Origin of the sequence: Paenibacillus sp. O199 (genome assembly GCF_001636635.1) — a bacterium.
GTDB classification, from domain to species: Bacteria; Bacillota; Bacilli; order Paenibacillales; family Paenibacillaceae; genus Paenibacillus; species Paenibacillus marchantiae.
Genome location: NZ_LGRP01000022.1, coordinates 27,775 through 46,434, shown reverse-complemented (window position 1 = coordinate 46,434; position 18,660 = coordinate 27,775). Strand labels below are relative to the sequence as shown.

Here is an 18,660-nt window from a genome sequence, read left to right as displayed (position 1 = left end):
CGGATTTAATTTATCTATAATAGACTTGATTGAACGCTCTGTCAAACGTCGAGAATTACCGCAAAATCAAACAAACGGACATCATTACATTTAACTGTGGTAAAGCCCGCGATAATCCGTTGGAGTCATTCCCTCATGGGCTAAGAACTGGCGGTTAAAATAACTGGCATTGGGATACCCCGCCTCCTCTGCGATCTGTCCAATGTTGGCCGTTGGCCGTTCCAGCAGCCACTGCTTCGCCATCTGCAACCGCGAACGGGTTATAAATTCCATCGGGGTCATTTCCACGGCACTCTTGAACATTTTGCAAAAGTAATACGAACTCACACCCGCCATATCTGCCCAATCCTGTAACAAAAACGGTTGGCATGCCTCCTGCTGCATCTGTGGAAGAAGTCCAAGGATACGGCTCTCAGCCTTGCTTGTGCGTGTGCTTTTCAGTGGAACAGCATGCTGCACGAATTCGGCCAGCACAGCGTAGGTCAGGGTAGATAGTTGGGCAGGACGCAGCATCCGGTTCTGCTCGGCTTCATTCAGTAGGGCCATATGTGCTTCTTCCCATGGAGCCTGCTGCCGCAGCGTCCACAACAGGTTGCGATGCAACCCCCGCTCAATCATATAATCATGCAGCCGTTCACCGTAAAAATGAACCCACCGCACATCCCATGGATCATCTTCGCTGCTGTAGTAATGCTGCCGCTGCTGTGGGAAATACAGTACAGCCTGACCCGCACGAAGCTCATGCACAACCCCTTCCACTTCGACGTACCCCTTGCCCGCAGCAACGTAGTGAATATTGAAGTTGTTAAGTGCGCCAGCCTCTCGTAATACGGTGTGCTCAGGGTGGTCGACATAAAGTCCAACCGATTCTGGATAACAAAAATACGGAATATCCTGTAGGGTTAACAATACAGTCTGTCTCATCATGGCCCATTCTCTTTTCTAAACAATATTGTGTTAACTCATTTCAATATATTATCATTTTAATTCAATCATCTATTACTTATAATCACAATATACATTCATTCATAGGAGGAAACAACAAATGAATTCAGATCAAAAACTGCGCTGGGGAATTCTTGGTAGCGCTAGCATTGCCGTAGGATCCGTTATTCCAGGTTTGCAGCAATCCGAGTTGAATGAAGTGACTGCCATTGCTAGTCGAGATGAAGAAAAGGCAAAACAAACTGCTGACAAACTCGGCATTCCTCAAGCTTATGGCAGCTATGAAGCTTTGCTTGCTGACGATTCCATTGATGCGGTCTACATCCCGCTTCCGAACCATCTGCACCGGGAATGGACACTCCGTGCCGCAGAAGCTGGTAAACATATTTTGTGTGAGAAACCACTGGCACTGACGGAGCAGGAAGCTCGGGAAATGGTGCAAGCCTGCGAAGACGCTGGTGTGCATCTCGCTGAAGCTCTCATGTACCGACATCATCCACGTTATGATCAGATTAAGGATATTATCGCCAGCGGAGAAATTGGTGAGATCCGCGGCATTCATAGTACATTTTCGTTCAACAGTTCAGGCTCAACAGGTAATGTTCGCTTTCGGCGTGATTGGGGCGGCGGTGCGCTGTATGATATCGGCTGTTATTCCATCAGTGCAGCACGCTTGATACTTGGCCAAGAGCCTTCGGCGGCAACCGTCATTGGCATGTTCTCCCCTGAACATGATCATGTGGATATGATGGCTTCCGGCTTGCTTGAGTTCGACAATCATATTGGCGTCACCTTTGACAGCAGCATGTGGGCAGCCTTCCGCAACACACTGGAGGTACTTGGAACAGATGGCATCATTGAGGTTCCTTCTGCCTTTATCAGCAATAGGGATCGCAGCTCCAACTTCTTCGTAACTGTTGACGGTGAGCGTAAGGAGATTGAAGTCCCACAGGTCAATCACTACTCCCTCCAGGGCGACGATATGGCACGAGCTGTGCTTCAAGGTAAAGCTCTGCGCTTCGATCCATCCGATGCTATAGCCAATATGAAAGTACTCGAAGCTTGTCTTCGTTCAGCGGAAGAACGTACACGCATTACACTATAAGTAGAGAGGATGAACTGAATTATGGAATACATTGAAATTGCTGGTGCAGGTAAACCTATCTCCCGACTGATTAAAGGAACCGATTATTTTTACCATGATTCCTATGAGAAAGCAGCTACGAACATGGATGCATTCTTGGCGATTGGCGGTAATACCGTTGACTCCGCGCATATTTATTGTGGCGGGCAGAGTGAAGAAGTGCTCGGACGTTATATGCAGGAACGGGGTAACCGTAACGAGATCGTTATTTTGACCAAAGGTGCGCATCATGACCAGAATGGCCCACGCGTTAACGCTGATGCTATCCGCAGTGACCTTCTAACCAGTCTGGAACGGCTGCAAACGGAACATGTGGAGCTATATGCCCTGCATCGGGACGATCCCAACACACCCGTTGGAGTGATTCTCGAAGCATTGAACGAACATATTGAATCCGGCAAAATCGGCGCGATCGGCGCCTCCAACTGGACCTGGCAGCGGCTAGAAGAAGCTAATGCATATGCAGCTGCTAACGGTCTGAAAGGTTTTACATTCAGCAGTCCGAATCTCAGTCTCGCCAAAGCGAATGAACCGTTCTGGGCCGGCTGTGTATCGGCAGACGATGAAACACTGGCATGGCATGAACGCACCAAGCTTCCTTTGCTGTCCTGGTCTTCCCAGGCTCGCGGCTTCTTTACCGGAAGGTTTACACCTGAAGTGCGGGACAATGAAGATCTGGTTCGTGTATTTTACAGTGACGGCAACTGGGAACGTTTGCACCGAGCGGAACAATTAGCCGAGTCGAAAAAGACTTCCCCCATCCAGATTGCTCTCGCTTATGTATTAAATCAGCCGTTTCCAACCTGTGCGTTGATTGGTGCCCAGAATCAGGCAGAATTGCTCTCCTGTGACGAAGGTTCTCGTATCACACTAACTCGTGAAGAACTGGATTGGCTGGATTTGGGCAGTAATGTGAAACCAAGCGTGTAAAACTGGCATACACTTTTAATTCAATCTTGATAGTGAAAGGACTGACTCTTCCGCGATGTAGCGGAGTGGTCAGTCCTTTTTGGAATGCCAGCTAACCATTCAACCATTGTAGCCATGCCGCAGGCAGGATCAATAATCGCTTTTCGCTAGGATCAGCATATCGCCAAACTTCGGGTCCAGACTTGTCCTCTATTACGGATTCTACCCATCTGGCTGTCATGAAAAAGTAATAAAAAGAGACTACCCGCCAGAAATATTTCTCTGGAGGTAAGCCCCTTTTTAATATGAGATAGTCAAATTTTTAAAGTAATGACGATGATATCGTTACGATTACAGCTTCACGATCTGACCAGTCTTCTCGGATTCAAATGCTGCCAGAATCACTTGCAGGGAACGCAGACCTTCTTCACCGGAAATGCTTGGAGGTGTTTGCGTTACAATCGACTCGACAAAAGCGTCAATAACGCCGCTTGGTACTTGTTTCTCGTTGGTAGACATTGCGCCTACTTTGTATGTTTCAACCGTACCGTTAGTCAGCTCAACGATAACCTCGTCACCATCTACCGTTCCGATCTTCATCACACCATTTTCACACCACAGAACCGTACTGTTATCTCCTGCTCTGTATTGTGTCCAGCTCGCTACCAGCGTACCGATTGCACCGCTCTTCATGCGAAGCAGGCATGTTGCGTTATCGTCCACTTTGGTGTTTTCCTTGTGCAGTGTGCTGATGAAACCAGCAACCTCGGATACTTCATCATCCAGCAAATAGCGGATAAAGTCCGATTTGTGCACGCCCAGGTCACCCATGGCTCCCATAATCGCTTCTTCTTTGCGGAAGAACCAGCTTTCTGCACCGTCTACGCTCCAGCCTTCCGGACCTGGATGACCAAAGGAAGTACGGAAATTCAGGACTTTACCGAGTTTGCCGGAGTCCAGAATTTCTTTGGCTTTTACGTGTGGAGGCATCAAACGTTGGTTGTGTCCAACCATCAGATACACACCGTTTTTCTTGGCAGCTTCAATCATTTGCTCGCCTTCTTCGGTAGTAACCGCCATCGGTTTTTCCACCAGTACATGTTTACCGGCATTCGCAGCAGCAATGGCCATCGAAGCATGCAGGTAGTTCGGCGTACAAACGCTGACCGCATCCACTTCTTCGCTTGCAAGCAATTCTTCGTAGCTAGAGTAAGCTTTACCGCCGTAAGTTTCGGCCATCTTCTCCGCACGCTCCACGATCGGATCGGCAAAAGCGACAAGTTCTACGTTCTCATTGGCAGCGTACTCTGGAATATGTCTGCGCTCGGCAATGGCTCCACAGCCGAATACAGCAACTTTAATTTTACTCATGTACAAATGTCTCCTTTGACAAATAAATTAGAATTGGTTCAAGTAATTCTGTTTCAGCCAGTTATGGCTGTTGGCTACGCTTTCAAGCGGTGGATTCTGGCAAACGTCCTGTTCCACGATCAGCCATTCTACACCTGCACTTGTAGCCGCTTCAATAACAGCTGGCAGATTAACTGAACCTTGTCCCAGTTCCAGTGTCTTCATCTGGCCCTGTTCGTCTTTGCTGAAGTCTTTCAAGTGAAGCAACGGCAGACGGCCTGCATATTTGTTGATATACTCAATCGGATTTTGTCCGGCAAATTGTACCCAACATACGTCCATTTCCACTTGAACCGCTTCAGGTGTCGTTTGAACAAACATTGCATCAAAGGCATTTTCGTCGCCAACCTGACCGTGGAATTCAAAATCATGGTTATGATAACCGAAGATCAGACCTTGTTTAGTCGCTTCTGCACCATATTGTTGCAATTCGTTGAACAGTTTTGTCCAGCCTTCTGCATTCTCTGGACGATCTTCAGGCATCAGGTAAGGGCAGATCATATATTGAGCCCCAATAGTTTTGAGGTAGTCGATTTGTTGTTGCAGATCTTCACGCATAGCATGTAATGAAACGTGGCTGCTAAAACCTTTTAGTCCAAGCTCATCCAATAGCGCTTTCATTTCTTCGGCAGGAATGTCACCATATCCGGCGAATTCGACACCTTCATAACCAAGCTCTGCTACTTTGCGCAAAGTTCCACGGAAATCTGCTGCAGTTTCATCACGGAGTGTAAACAATTGCAAACCAATATTAAGTTTTTTCATAATAGATGCACCTCTGCTCTCAAATTTGCTTTCATTGCTCTATCTGGTATCATCCTAACGCAAAACAGGCTAGAATGAACATATACAATATCGTCAGAACATGAACTATCTGATCAAATTTTTAAATTTGGAGGATTACATCTTTTGGAAACCTCAGTACTGATCTGTGACTATTCCTATCACTATAAGGCGTTTAATCATAATATGAAGGGCGAGTTGCAGACTTATCTGTTCCGTCTGCAAACCGAAGGATCTTGCAAGGTATATGTGCAGGATGAAGAATTTAAGATGACTGGCGGGGATTTACTGCTACTCAAACCCGGAGACGACTACTATCTCGTGGTTGAAGAACCTCACAAGGAGGGCCGATTGTCCAGCGGAGACTATTATTTGTTCTGTGAAGGGGATTGGATTGATAGCTGGTGGAAGCGTTACCACCGTTCCACAGTGAGCCACATCGGGCTGGATGATAAATTGGTCAGTCTCTGGCGCAGTATGCTCCTGGAGAAACGCCGTGGACCGCTGGAGGAAAATATAGAACTGAATGACGTACTGCTGCGTGGTTTGTGTCTGTATATCGATCGGGCCATCAAGGAGAATATCCAGACGGATCGTTCTGTTTCCTCGACATTGAAGCTGAAACGATTCATTGAAGAGCATGCCACTGTGACCTTCAAACTCGAAGAAGCCGCCCGCTACGCAGGACTAAGCCTGTCTCGTGCGGTGCGATTGTTCAAGGAGCACTATGGCCAAACGATGATCCAGTATGCGATTGAGATTCGGCTGAACGCTGCCTTGGAGCGTATGAAGTACAGCGATATGACCCTAGAGCATATTGCCGAAACATGCGGCTTTGCAAGCTATTCCTATTTTCACCGGGTATTCCGATCCCACTTTGGAATGTCCCCGGCTGAATATCTCAAATCCCAGGCCCATCAATCCATTGATCTGGAGCATTTATAAGTGTAGTTGTGGCTCGATCCTCTTCCTTCTTCATAATGAAAGCAGCTGATTTCAATCGGCTGCTTTCTTTCAAAAAAACCTCTTGTAGTTCCCATGACTTCACGAAAACAAAACTGTATAGTTAAAATATAGTATTCTTACAGATTCATACATAGGTTAGTCTTATACTCTACCACTCTACTATTTGGAGAGATTTCAATGGAAACCAAACGTAAAATCTTAATTATCGAAGACGAACATGATATTTCGCGCATTTTGCGAGATTATTTGACCAAAAATCAGTATGAAGCCGCAGTGGCCAGCAATGGACAAGACGGGTTGAAAATGATGGACATGCTCCAGCCGGATTATATTATTCTGGACATCATGCTTCCGGATCTGGACGGGATCGATGTATGCCGGGAAATTCGGCGGAGAAACAACATTCCAATTCTCATATTGAGTGCACGAGGCAGTGATACCGACAAGGTGCTCGGCCTGGGATTCGGGGCGGATGACTATATGACCAAACCCTTCTCCCTGAGCGAATTACTCGCACGAATTAATGCACACTTTAGACGATATGACAGTTTATCTTTAGCGACCGAACGAGACGGAACAAATCTACTACGTTTGGCTAACCTGGAGATTGATAAGAAAGCCTATAAGGTCACTTTAGACGGTAACGAGGTTTCTCTTTCCGCCAAGGAATTTGAGCTCCTGCATTATCTGGCGAGCAATAAAAATCAGGTCTTCTCCAAGTCTCAATTGCTGGATGCGATCTGGGGATATGCTGCATACGGAGATGAAAATACGGTAACCGTGTATATTCGCAGACTAAGAGAAAAAATTGAGGCAGACCCCTCCCATCCTGCTGTTCTAAAGACCGTCTGGGGCGTGGGATACAAATTCAATCATGAATAGGCAAAGATTGGAGGAGACAACATGTCACTGAACACCTGGTCGGCACGATGGCTCAAAGCATCGTTCTTCCTCCTGTTTATTCTGATCGGATGTAGTCTGGTTTTATTTCTTAATCTGCTAGAAAACCGAAATTCGACTGAGTCTACTGTGTCCATCCAGCAAGTTCGTCTCCGGGTTAACCCCATCCTGCTTAACCTGGAACAGAATATTCATCTCCTGCAGGAAACAAGAGTACGAGAAAATCTTCTTTCTATCGTCAAGGAAAACGGGGTAGAGCTTTCTTATGTTGGATTGGATGGGACTATATTGCTGTCCTCTTCTCCCACCTCCGAAGGAAAACAAGTCAATCTGCGATCAGCCCTGCATTATGATCTGAATCATGCCGCACAGGCCACGAACGGAAACGATTCGCTTAACATCGCTTTCCCTCTTATGGCTGGTCCCGAAGGAAGCCAGATTGGCAATGCCCTCTTCACGATTCCTAAGGCAATGGTTATGGTGAAAGAAACGGTGACATTCCCTTTCTTTATTTTGGGTACGCTTTTGATCACCTCTATGGTTCTTGGCATTTATCTAGTGTTGATGAAGAGAAAATTAAAGACACAGCTGCTCTCCCCCATTCATCAGTTGAAGAAACATGCCGAATCCATTCTCAAAGGACAATATAATGAACCGGTACAGTATAACCGCATGGATGAGATGAGCGAACTATACGCCATGTTTGATCTGATGCGTACAGAAATTATGCATTTAAGCGAACTTCGTATCCGGCAGGAAACTGCGCAAAAAGAACTCATTACCAATATTTCTCATGATATCAAAACACCTATTACAACAGTAAAAGCCTACATAGAAGCTATTCTGGAAGGAATATGCTCCGATAAAGAAACTCTGATGGAGTATATGAAAGTCATGCAGACCAATACGGACAAAACAGCTCGTCTTGTCGAGGACCTGCTTGTTCATGCATTGCAGGAGCTGGGGCAGATTTCTGTGGAGCCGCGTGAGGTTTACAGTCGATCCGCATTTGAAACGATGTTGAACCCTATTGGACATATCGTACGAATGAACGGTCTGATTTATGAGGAGCCGGAGCATATTCCCAATGTTCTTATCCGAATGGACCCCATACGAATTGAACAGGTCCTGTCCAATCTGGTTTCCAATGCGCTCAAACATACCGTCCCGGGAGATTCTATTCGGATTAACGCGGAACTTGATTTAGGTAAATTGAGGATTAGTATCGCCGATTCAGGGCAGGGAATTCGAGCTCAGGATATGCCTTTTGTGTTTGAACGATATTTTAGGGGGAATTCCTCACCTTCCGCAAGGAATATTCATGAGGGAACCGGTCTCGGCTTGTCCATCTGCAAAAGTATAATCGAAGCCCATGGAGGACATATTTCCTTTTCCAGCAAAGAGGGACAGGGCACTCTGTTTCAGTTTACTCTTCCAATCTGCTGAGCATAGAAGTTCATTTCCAACCTTCTTTTCTTCATCTCAATCCATTTACCAATAGGGCTGTAATACTTTATTCATAATTTGATAAGTCTTTCTCAACATTCCCCTATTAGAATGAATCGTATACTGTCATGGGGAGTGATCTGCTTGACCAAAACATCCATTATCCGCGCTCAAAACTTATGCAAGACATATAATACTGGAAGCGAACAATATCATGCCATACGCAATGTTGATCTTGATATTTATGAAGGGGATTTCACCGTCATCATGGGTAATTCCGGCTCAGGCAAATCAACGCTGCTCTATCTGTTAAGCGGACTAGACCAAGTAACAGCCGGCGAGGTTTATTTTCAGGATCAGCGTATTGACGCCTATAGTGAGCGGGAAATGTCCGAATTCCGTACCCGTAGAATCGGCTACATCTACCAAAGTATCAATCTGGTGCCCGGTCTTTCCATCCAGGATAACATCGCCTTGCCAGGTTACATTGCCGGAAGCAAAAAAAGTGAGGTCAAGGCACGTGCCACCCACCTCATGAAGGCAATGGATATCGACGGACAGAATAGCCGTCTCCCCTCCCAAACCTCGGGTGGCCAGCAGCAACGAGCAGCTATTGCACGTGCGCTGATCAATTCACCGGACATCATCTTTGCAGATGAACCCACGGGAAGCCTCAACTATGAGCACGGGAAAGCCGTGCTGGATATCCTGACCGATATCAACCGTAAGGGACAGTCTGTTGTGATGGTTACGCATGATATCAAGGCAGCCTGCCGGGCGGATCGTCTGATCTTTATCCGGGATGGCAAGGTTGGAGGTATTCTCGAGTTTGACAAATATGACGAACACCAGATCCAGAATCGGGAATCGATGGTCTTCGCGTTTGTGTCGGGAAAGGAGTAATTTATGGCTGCTATGTTGAAACTGAGCCTTTCCTACCTGAGCAAAAATAAGACACAGAATCTGTTTATCACCTTGCTCATTTTGCTATCTACACTACTGGTATCTACTGCGGTTATTATTCTGGCCAACACGGGCAATCTGTTCAACGAAATGCACACCCGGACCAACGGGTCCCATCAAATATTGACGTTTGATAAAGGACTGAATGATCCTAAAGCCGTCTATGAATGGTGGGCTGAACAGGACGGAGTTGAGGTTTCACCTTTGCTCACGTATCGTACCTTGTCCGGAATCGCCTTCAAAGGCATGGACATTCCCAACCTTTATCTGTACATGATGAATACCCCTCAGCCGCCCTGGGCCGTCGATGAACTGATCTTTTCGAGTGGTGCGCAGAGTTCGGCTCCCGAACAAGGGAGCGTATGGATTCCCACTTCAATGGCGAATGCCTATGATATAGCCGTAGGAGATACCGTTAATTTCAAAACAGGGTCTTCCGCGCTTGATCTTCGGGTATCCGCGATTGTAGTCGATGTTCCTTACGGTGCACCATTCACCAATGCGGCAAGGATCTGGATGAACAGTACAGACTACCAGAATGACTTCCAGGCACTCGCAGGAAAAGATAATTATATGATGGGTATCCATTTTGATGATTATCGAACCAACTCCAGCTATTGGGATCGTTACACCAGTGAGACCCATACCCCTTTCTTGGAAACCAAGATGGAGTTTGAGAGTATCTCTTCCTTCTATCTGATTATCAATCAGATTATTGGATTCATTATGATTTTCCTGGGTGCTGTCATGATGGTTATCGCTCTCATCACCATTGGATTTACCATTTCGGATGCCATTCTGGCCAACTACAAAACAATAGGGATTCTGAAATCACTGGGATTGACCTCCGGGAGAACAATCGGTACCTATGTTATTCAATATGCTTTGCTGTCCATCATTGCCGTTATTCCAGGACTGGCGCTGAGCGTGTTTGTATCCAAATTCATTATCAACATTTCTGTGTCTTCTCTGCGAACTGGCAATGGAGATGTACCGATGGAAGGCATCGGAGCAGCCATGTTAGTCGGCATACTGCTGTTTGCGCTGGTAATATTATTCGTTGTGTTATACGCCAAAAAGGCGCGCAGCATCGAGCCTGTGCAAGCCATCCGCTACGGTATGTCGGAAACTGAAAATACCCGCTTGGCCCGACGAATGAATTCGCCTCTAGCCAACCGGGTTGGATTTGCCCGGCTGCCAGTAGCCGCCGTCATTGGCATACGAAATCTGATCAAGAATACCAAGAGCTCTGTTCTGATGCTGCTGTTAACCACGATGGCTGCCTCTGTGCTTGTCCTTGGATATGTTGTACTGACCAGCATTACCGGAATTTATCAGACAGCTGCCAATTGGGGCTACGACAATGCTAACATCGCCGCCGTCGTTGTGAACAAATCTACCTTCCCCAAGGATGAGTTAAAGCAGGTGCTGGAAGAGGACCCTCGCATCAAAAATGTGGGCTGGCAAGGGAACATCACAGGGGTTATCCTTCCAGATGATTCAACCGACGTGGCCAGCCAGTCTACCAGTCTTTATCTAAGAGTACTGGATGGAAGCTATCAAGATCTTGGTTTTGAGACGTTGAGAGGAAACAATCCGGAACTCGAAAATGAAATTTCAATCGGGGTTAGTGTTGCCAAGATGTTCAACAAGGATATTGGAGATCTCATTGATCTCTACATTGAAGGAGAGAAGCGCACGTTCATGATTTCGGGCATCTATCAGGCCATCTCCGACTTGTCGGTATCCGGAAGAATCACAGCTCAAGCGGTTCGAAGCGTGAATCCGGATTACGGAGATGTAAATGTGGCGTTTATCAATGTCAACGATCCTTCACAGGCAGGAGCTATTGCTAACCAATTGAATGAGCGGTTCAAAGACTCTGCTTCCATCGTCACACAAAAAACGCTGCTGGATTCTGTTTATGCAGAAGCTGCAAGCATTTTTGTGTACCCCATGGCTCTAATTGGTCTGCTGTTCATTTTGGTTACATTTATCATTATCTTCAGCACCTGCCGGATCAGTATTCGCAAAGAGAGCAAGACGTATGGCATTTATAAGTCGATTGGAATGACATCCGGCAGTATTCGGTCCTCTATTACATTGGGAGTTGTATTGTTATCCCTGATCGGTTCGATGTTTGGCGTTATTGCAGGTGTGTACCTTCTTCCATTATTGCTTGAAAAGGTGCTCTCTGGATACGGTATCGTACAAATCCCGTTGGTTCTGAATTGGTGGGGGATTATACTTTTCTCTTCTCTGAGTATCCTTGCAGCAGCTTTTGGCTCCTGGAGATCAACCAAGGTGATTCGTCAGGCATCCCCGCGCATTCTTGTTATTGAATAATATGCAGCAGACAGACATTAAAACACATGACAATATATTTCAACAAAACTCTAAATCCGACACAAAAATAGTCCTATATACCTAGCAATGATAGATATGATAGACTTAATGGCATACTATGGTAAAGGAGTTAATTTCTTTGTACAACAAAAATAAAACGAGTAAATTGTTGAAGTGGATCGCTTGGATTAGCATCATTCTATCCATTATTGCCGGTATCCTCGTTGGGCAAAATGAGTTCAATGGCTTTCAATGGTCTTTGGCTCTTCCAGTTATGATGAACGGTATTATAGCAGGACTATTGTTACTAGGTGTTGCGGAGATCATACGGTTGGTGCAGGATATTAAAAATGAAACGGTAGGTCCAGATTAAGTTTGACCTCGATCTTTGTTAAGGGGCTGTTTATTTTGAAATGGTTTTGTATTCGAATTTGTTTATTAATCAGCATCCTGAGTGTAGGATTGTTGTCGATTGGCACGCCTTCGGCCTGGGCTAAGACCGTGCCACAACTTGAATGGGTCAAGCAGGTCGATTCTGGCCAATGGGGGGATGGATTCACTCCGCATTACTTCAGACTGGATTCATCCGGCAACCTAAACATTCTGGTGAGAAAGGTTGTGAATGAGGACCTCATATATGTGGAGAACATTAGTGGTGAAACCGGGGACATCCGATGGTCCAAGCCAGAATCTGATTATGGTTCAACCAGTGATGGTTACATGTATACTTTCAAACCTGCTGAAACTGATGACTATGAAAAAAGATTTGATGATATTATTACGGTCTCGGATCTGACAACCGGTAAACCGATATGGTCCTCAATAAACCCTTACTTTCGTGAAGGTCAGTCCTCAGATTTCACCAAAAACGGAACAGTTTATTCTTTTACTTATCACAAAAACAAATATATAACTCTTTATTATTATGATGAACAGGGACATCGAAGCAAAAAGCTTGTTCTCCCCTATATGCAATACTACACAATAGAAGGCAAATTTATTTTAGGTCAACCGGGCAACAAAAGTCCGTATACTCATGTTTTTGATCTTTCTACAGGTAAGAAGCTAACGGTGCTGACCAATGAAACAACCTTGCCCTACGGGAATAGGGTTACGGACGATGGAACCCTAATAACCCGGAAGTTTATCAATAACCGTGAACTTGAGTTGAGGGCGTACTCGCCTACGGGAGCTTTGAAATGGAAGTATGATTTTTCTTTTAAAAAAGGGCCTCCCCAGATATTTATCATCCATAATCGTGTGCTGTATCTGGAACAAACCGCAGGCAATATCATGCTTATGAATTCGGATGGAAAATTCATTACAGGAGTCAATGAAAATCCCTTCTACATGCAAGGTGATCCAAATAGCCCTCTGAAAATGGCAATCGATTTACAGAGTTTTATGTACATCCAATACACGGAACAGGGAATAGAACTCGTGATTAGAGATTCAAATAATCTGAGAGAGCTCTATCGGGTGACACAGAACGATTGGAACGATGTAAGGTTTAATCAAGATGAATTGTTCCTCAATAAGCAAAATGAATTATTTTTCCTGCCTTCCGACGGGCAGACGATAAGAAAGTATCAGTTACTTCCATAATCCAGAGAACATTACATAAGGAGTCTACCAATCATGAGTTTAAAGCGAATCAACTATTGGCTTATAGCCAGCCTATGCTTCTTCCTTGCAATCCCATCCGAGCCAGCTCTGGCTAAAGATCTGCTGCAATTCCAATGGGGGTATGATATTACCAACGGTGGACAGAGTGCAACAAGCTCATATTCAATGAAGAGTGTTACAGATGCCATGGGGAATGAAAGTCTTCTCGTAACTAAAGTAGACAAGAATAATGATTATTATATCGACAGTGTAGATGCCAAAACAGGGGAGCTCCTTTGGTCGATTCCAACGGACGACGAGTACACGCTTTCCGATGATGGATACATGTTTATTTTTGCCGATAATCAAGTGAGTGCCAAGCATATAGCCACAGGTCAGATCCGTTGGACAGCACCTCTGCCCGGGCCGCCAGAAGATTGGAGACTATACTCGGCTGAATCAGCCATTCCAGGCGAAAATGGAAGTCTATATTTGATTTCAGTCTCCCATGATAATAAAAGCAATGTACTCTACTATTACGATGCTAGTGGAAATTTAAGTCGAAAGTTCAAGGTTCCATATTTTATGCAGCAGATTCATGGTGATGTGATTGTCGGCAGTAAATTTGGCGATAATCCCGATTTTTACTTGATTAGCCTGACCAGCGGACAAAAAATTAAAACGATTACTGGTGGTAAAGGTTACAATGGGATTAAGAGTCTATCTGACGGCACATTCCTGCATTATAATATCTACAAAAAAACAATAACGCTTAAAGGCTACAACAGCATAGGGCAGCTAAACTGGACAAAACAACTTCCTTATAAGGAATATTCAACAGAGCTTTTTGCATTGAAAGGTCGTTTTATATTTGTGGATTATAAAAATAAACGAATCAAGCTATATTCATCTTCAGGTAGATTAATTGCTGAGAAGGCATACCTGCCAGTATCATATCCCAATATGGCTTTGGATGGCACAAGTTTGATGTTTAAATCTGAAAAGAATGACGCAGATGAACTAGAACTAATAATTATGGACACAAACAACCTGAAGGTTTTGTACACTTACAAAAATGGCGAATTTGATCTTCATAAGGAACGTCTATTTCTCAATAACACAACGGGTCTGTACATCCTAAGCGACGAAGGTCGTACCTTAGTTAGCACTCAGTTAATTAAATAGCATAATCAGAAGCATCAAAAGCATCACAAGAGGAATGTCCTCATGTTGATGTTAACGCTAAATCACACTGAAAAAGCCCTCACCAATCCAGTAATGGGTCGTGAGGGCTTCTTTATATTTGGTTGTATCTCTAGCTTTTCGGGGTACAACTCTACATCAAGTCTTTTAATTCCGCCACTTCTTTGCAAGTTCACCAATCTGATGTGGCGTCGTGCGGCAACAGCCGCCAATAATTTTTGCACCCGCAGCAACCCACTGTTCCGAAGCATCACTCATACTGCCACACGTTCCCTGTCCACTCCACGTCTTCGTTGCAGCATCGTATACTTCTCCCGAGTTCGGATACACAATAACAGGTTTGTCGCTGGCACGGCTGAGAATACTTACGGCTTCTGTCACCACTTCCATGGGAGCACAGTTCAGGCCAATCGCAGCAATCTGCGGCTCGGAACCAAACAATCGTGCACATGTCTCAATCGGCGTGCCTTCGCTGATTGCCGTCCCGTCTTTTAAAGAAAAAGATAACCAGGCATACGCATGAGGAAACTCCTTCAGTAAATCAACCAGCACCTGTGCTTCCTGCAACGAAGGAATCGTCTCAAACGCCAGAATATCAGCACCCGCTTCAATCAGCGCCGCCATACGCGGACGATGGAATGCAGCCAACGTCTCATCCGACACGCCGTAGTGACCGACATACTCCGATCCATCAGCTAGATAAGCGCCGTAGGGCCCAACGGATGCAGCAACCATCGGTCGTGGCCGAGCCAAGACCCCTGTCTCCAAGACATCAGACGTTTGTTGTGCCGTTCCGAATACCAGATTGCCCTCCGGTTTGACTGCCGTGTTTTCAAATCCCCCGTCCTGCACTTCTGCCCATACGTCATCTCTCGCCTGTGCAGCCAGTTCCACCGTCTTGCGAATAAGGTCCAACGCTGCTTGCTCGCCGATTCCTCTCTTGCGGAACCCCTCCACCGTCGCCTGATAACTGGATGTAATTGCACAGTCGGCTCCTGCGCGGAAATAATCCGCATGGACCTGAACGATAACATCTGGATTCTCGAGCAATACACGAGCCGACCATAGTGGATCATCCAGATCACACCCATGCTGTTCGAGTTCCGTGGCCAGCGCTCCATCCAGAATCATGACCGGATACTCACGCAGGATCTGTTCTATGGGATTAGTCTGTACAATATAAACGAGATAATAGGCACCGCTGGATACAGTGACGTACGATAGACAAGATCTTTGACCGCATGTCCTTCCCGGATATACTGTCTGCGGAACATATACTGTGAAGCACTGATGCTCATCCATACCGCAACGACAGCCAGACCTGAAATGGAGACCAGTGTAATATACACGGTACCTGGCGCAATGATGCTGGACAGCAGAGCCAGTGCACCACCCACCATACTAATCAGAAGCGCATTCAATGGTACTCCGCGTTTGGTCAACTTGGCAAACCACGGAGAGATCGTTCTCTTGTCAGCCAGAGACCAGAGCATCCGTGAAGATGCATAGAGGCCCGAATTGGCAGCAGAGAGAATCGCCGTCAGAATAACAAAGTTCATAATGTCTGCTGCATAGGGTACTCCCACCCGCTCCATTACCGCTACAAACGGACTTTCCAATACACTGGCATCCGACATAGGCAACAAGGCCGAGAGAATAATAATCGTTCCGATAAAAAAGATAATTAAACGCCACAGTGTGGTATGGATCGCTTTTGGAATCGTCTTCTCCGGATTCTCTGTTTCCCCGGCAGCAATCCCAATCAATTCGGTACCCGAGAACGCAAAGTTTACGGCAAGCATCGTCATTAGTATCGCAGTAGCCACATTGGGGAACCAACCAGATGCTGTAATATTGGATAGAAACGGTGCAGGTTCCGAATCTGCCATTGGAATAATACCGAACATGGCTGCGCCCCCAAGAATAATGAAGACTAAAATTGCAAGGACTTTAACTGCGGAAAACCAGAACTCCGATTCCGCAAAAAATTTGACGGTCAGCGCGTTGAACAGGAAGATCATAAGAGCAAACAATGTGCTCCAGATCCAAACATTCACTGAAGGAAACCAGCGCTGCATCAACAGCCCGGCCGCTGTAAATTCGGAACCGAGGGCAACCGTCCAAGTGAGCCAATACAACCAGGCTACAGTGTATCCTGTTGCTGGTCCAATATATTTTGCCGCATAGCTATGAAACGCCCCTGTCTCTGGCATATGAACAGAAAGTTCACCTAGACAGAGCATGACCAGCTAGACGACAATCGCTCCGATCAGATAAGACAGAATGGTACCGATCGGTCCTACCTGCTGGATGGTATAACCCGAACTAAGAAAAAGACCTGTACCAATGACACCACCAAGTGAGAGCATGATTACATGACGTGCCTGCATTTTGCGCTGAAAATGCCCTGTATCTTTGTTGTTATTCATGTCTGCTCCCCTACTTCTTCATCCAGAAAACAACAAAACAAAAAGACACACTCTTCCTGAAGAGTGCGCCGTTACTGACAAATAAAAACAAACGCTCCTATCTATCAGGCTGTTCACCCGCTGGAATTAGCACAGTATCCTTCAGATCTGTTGCTGAGGTTTCTAAGGGCCAGTCCCTCCACCTCTCTGGATAAGAAAATGATTTTTTATAAAAATAGCGATCTATCATGCTTGTGTCAACTATTAAAAAGAAACGTCTCTCTTATTCCGTCGATGATCCCTGATTTGTGATTTTAACTTTAATATCATACGTGATTGGAATTTCACTAAACGTTTCGTCCCAGTTATTTTTAATTTTCTTCCATACCCGTGGATATTTGATTCGCAGCTTATCGCCAAACCCTGCTGCATCCACCTTGTAGACATCCTGCATTTTGTGAAGCAATTGATCTACCTGTTGTTCAGCCATATGACCGAAGTCCTTCTCCAGACCATCCAGATAATGCTCAGAACCATGCGCTTCCGGAGCTGTCCAATTTTCCATAAACCAGCCGTCTGATTCAATTTGAACATGAAATGAAATATCGTCGCCCTTAACTGTGGGAATAATTTTCGATTTTATGTGTTTAATCTCGTAGGTTATAGTGCTGCCGTCTTTGTGTGTATACGTCTTAACGACTCCACCTTTCGCTTTTCCTTGTACCCAGGATAGTCCCTCCATGTCCGTCTGATTCAGACTTCCGATCCATCGGTTCGTTTTCCCGCTAAAAATGGCCGCTCCCGAAAACTTGTGTTCCCCCTCATAGGAGATGACATTTTGCAGCAAATAGCTCGACCCCGATTGCATGGTTGCATCCAATTTGGCGAGTGACACTGGTGGCAGAATTTTATTGGTACGATACACATTGTCCACAAGTCCGGTAAGGTAGAATGAAGGAATCTCACTGGGATCGTTGGACGTCAATGCATCCAGTGCCCTGCGATCACTGACAACAACCAGACAGCTTGGCCGAATATCATTATCACGCAACACAAAATCAAGCAGTTGATCCAGTCTGAATTTCCGGGCCACCTCGGAGGACACCACGATGACTTTCAGATGATGTCCAATCAGCGGCCGGTCTCTTCTCAGAGAGAACTGACGAAATATCTGTATAACTGAATCGCCTGTTAATTGTTCGTTAAAATAGGACTTCCCTGCTCCAGGGGATCCTTGCTGGCTCTCTTCCTTGGATGATCCCTTAGGAACAATCTGAACCGTAGCTGTGATATTATTCCTTTTCGGATAGTGTCCACCCTGTTCATTCACACTCTTCTCAAATTCTGTCTCTTTGGCAACATCAATACCCAGTCCCACGTACACACTAAGATCCTCAATCTCTTTGCTGCTCCAGCATCCAGAGGTAAACAACAGCAGCATTAATCCAGGCAGCAATAGCGCTAATCTGACTTTGCGACTCATGCGTACTTCCCTCCTTTTTTGCGGAGGATGCTAATCAACAGCAGGACTGTAGGCAGAATTCCAAATAGGTAAATGGATAAATTACCCACCGCATCCCCCAGTTGAAATGTTTCGTTCACATCCTTGGGAATTAAGGCGATGATATAAAT

The 18,660-nt window shown here is 45.6% G+C and carries 15 protein-coding genes, 1 pseudogene and 1 riboswitch; of the genes and pseudogenes, 10 read left to right on the top strand and 6 right to left on the bottom strand.

All coding sequences use genetic code 11. The features are described from left to right. Window positions 1-90: 90 nt before the first annotated feature. On the bottom strand, window positions 91-927 hold the full coding sequence (locus A6049_RS24075; RefSeq protein ID WP_063567074.1) for an AraC family transcriptional regulator: 837 nt from the start codon (window positions 925-927) through the stop codon (window positions 91-93). Between the two features lie 118 nt (window positions 928-1,045). On the opposite strand from A6049_RS24075, the gene A6049_RS24070 reads away from it, so the two are divergent. Then, window positions 1,046-2,050 (top strand): Gfo/Idh/MocA family protein, encoded by a 1,005-nt coding sequence (locus A6049_RS24070; protein ID WP_063567073.1) that lies wholly within the window; start codon window positions 1,046-1,048, stop codon window positions 2,048-2,050. A gap of 21 nt (window positions 2,051-2,071) precedes the next feature. Beyond that, entirely contained in the window at window positions 2,072-3,019 is a 948-nt protein-coding gene (locus tag A6049_RS24065; RefSeq protein WP_063567072.1) for an aldo/keto reductase, read from the top strand. A 330-nt stretch (window positions 3,020-3,349) separates the two neighbouring features. Here the strand turns inward: A6049_RS24065 and A6049_RS24060 are convergent, their stop codons facing one another. Continuing rightward, window positions 3,350-4,369, bottom strand: a complete 1,020-nt coding sequence (locus A6049_RS24060; RefSeq protein ID WP_063567071.1) for a Gfo/Idh/MocA family protein — start codon at window positions 4,367-4,369, stop codon at window positions 3,350-3,352. A gap of 27 nt (window positions 4,370-4,396) precedes the next feature. Next, a complete protein-coding gene (locus A6049_RS24055; RefSeq protein ID WP_063567070.1) occupies window positions 4,397-5,173 on the bottom strand; it encodes a sugar phosphate isomerase/epimerase family protein in 777 nt (258 codons plus the stop codon). A gap of 144 nt (window positions 5,174-5,317) precedes the next feature. Here A6049_RS24055 and A6049_RS24050 point away from each other — a divergent pair, with 144 nt between their 5' ends. The 8 genes from A6049_RS24050 to A6049_RS24015 all read left to right on the top strand — a co-directional run bounded on the left by A6049_RS24050 (window position 5,318) and on the right by A6049_RS24015 (window position 14,602). Beyond that, complete coding sequence (locus A6049_RS24050) at window positions 5,318-6,136, top strand: helix-turn-helix domain-containing protein (RefSeq protein ID WP_082935232.1); 819 nt, start codon at window positions 5,318-5,320, stop codon at window positions 6,134-6,136. Between the two features lie 198 nt (window positions 6,137-6,334). Then, window positions 6,335-7,039, top strand: coding sequence for a response regulator transcription factor (locus A6049_RS24045; protein WP_063567069.1), 705 nt, complete (start codon window positions 6,335-6,337; stop codon window positions 7,037-7,039). A 21-nt stretch (window positions 7,040-7,060) separates the two neighbouring features. Then, a complete protein-coding gene (locus tag A6049_RS24040) occupies window positions 7,061-8,503 on the top strand; it encodes a sensor histidine kinase (protein ID WP_063567068.1) in 1,443 nt (480 codons plus the stop codon). Between the two features lie 144 nt (window positions 8,504-8,647). Continuing rightward, entirely contained in the window at window positions 8,648-9,406 is a 759-nt protein-coding gene (locus A6049_RS24035) for an ABC transporter ATP-binding protein (protein ID WP_205412039.1), read from the top strand. Between the two features lie 3 nt (window positions 9,407-9,409). After that, window positions 9,410-11,812: an ABC transporter permease gene (locus tag A6049_RS24030; RefSeq protein ID WP_063567066.1), complete on the top strand. Its 2,403-nt coding sequence runs from the start codon at window positions 9,410-9,412 to the stop codon at window positions 11,810-11,812. A 139-nt stretch (window positions 11,813-11,951) separates the two neighbouring features. Further along, window positions 11,952-12,185, top strand: a complete 234-nt coding sequence (locus A6049_RS24025; RefSeq protein ID WP_017692142.1) for a hypothetical protein — start codon at window positions 11,952-11,954, stop codon at window positions 12,183-12,185. Between the two features lie 35 nt (window positions 12,186-12,220). Beyond that, window positions 12,221-13,417 (top strand): hypothetical protein, encoded by a 1,197-nt coding sequence (locus A6049_RS24020; RefSeq protein WP_063567065.1) that lies wholly within the window; start codon window positions 12,221-12,223, stop codon window positions 13,415-13,417. A gap of 33 nt (window positions 13,418-13,450) precedes the next feature. Beyond that, on the top strand, window positions 13,451-14,602 hold the full coding sequence (locus A6049_RS24015) for a PQQ-binding-like beta-propeller repeat protein (protein ID WP_063567064.1): 1,152 nt from the start codon (window positions 13,451-13,453) through the stop codon (window positions 14,600-14,602). 165 nt (window positions 14,603-14,767) lie between these two features. Here A6049_RS24015 and mmuM read toward each other — a convergent pair whose 3' ends face one another. The 3 genes and pseudogenes from mmuM to A6049_RS24000 all read right to left on the bottom strand — a co-directional run bounded on the left by mmuM (window position 14,768) and on the right by A6049_RS24000 (window position 18,511). After that, window positions 14,768-15,751, bottom strand: a complete 984-nt coding sequence (gene mmuM, locus A6049_RS24010) for a homocysteine S-methyltransferase (protein ID WP_063567063.1) — start codon at window positions 15,749-15,751, stop codon at window positions 14,768-14,770. A gap of 44 nt (window positions 15,752-15,795) precedes the next feature. Beyond that, window positions 15,796-17,049 (bottom strand): annotated as a pseudogene (locus A6049_RS24005) (amino acid permease); the annotation flags it as partial. A gap of 94 nt (window positions 17,050-17,143) precedes the next feature. Beyond that, window positions 17,144-17,246, bottom strand: a riboswitch (SAM riboswitch). A 65-nt stretch (window positions 17,247-17,311) separates the two neighbouring features. Continuing rightward, complete coding sequence (locus A6049_RS24000; protein ID WP_063567062.1) at window positions 17,312-18,511, bottom strand: Ger(x)C family spore germination protein; 1,200 nt, start codon at window positions 18,509-18,511, stop codon at window positions 17,312-17,314. Window positions 18,512-18,660: the final 149 nt, after the last annotated feature.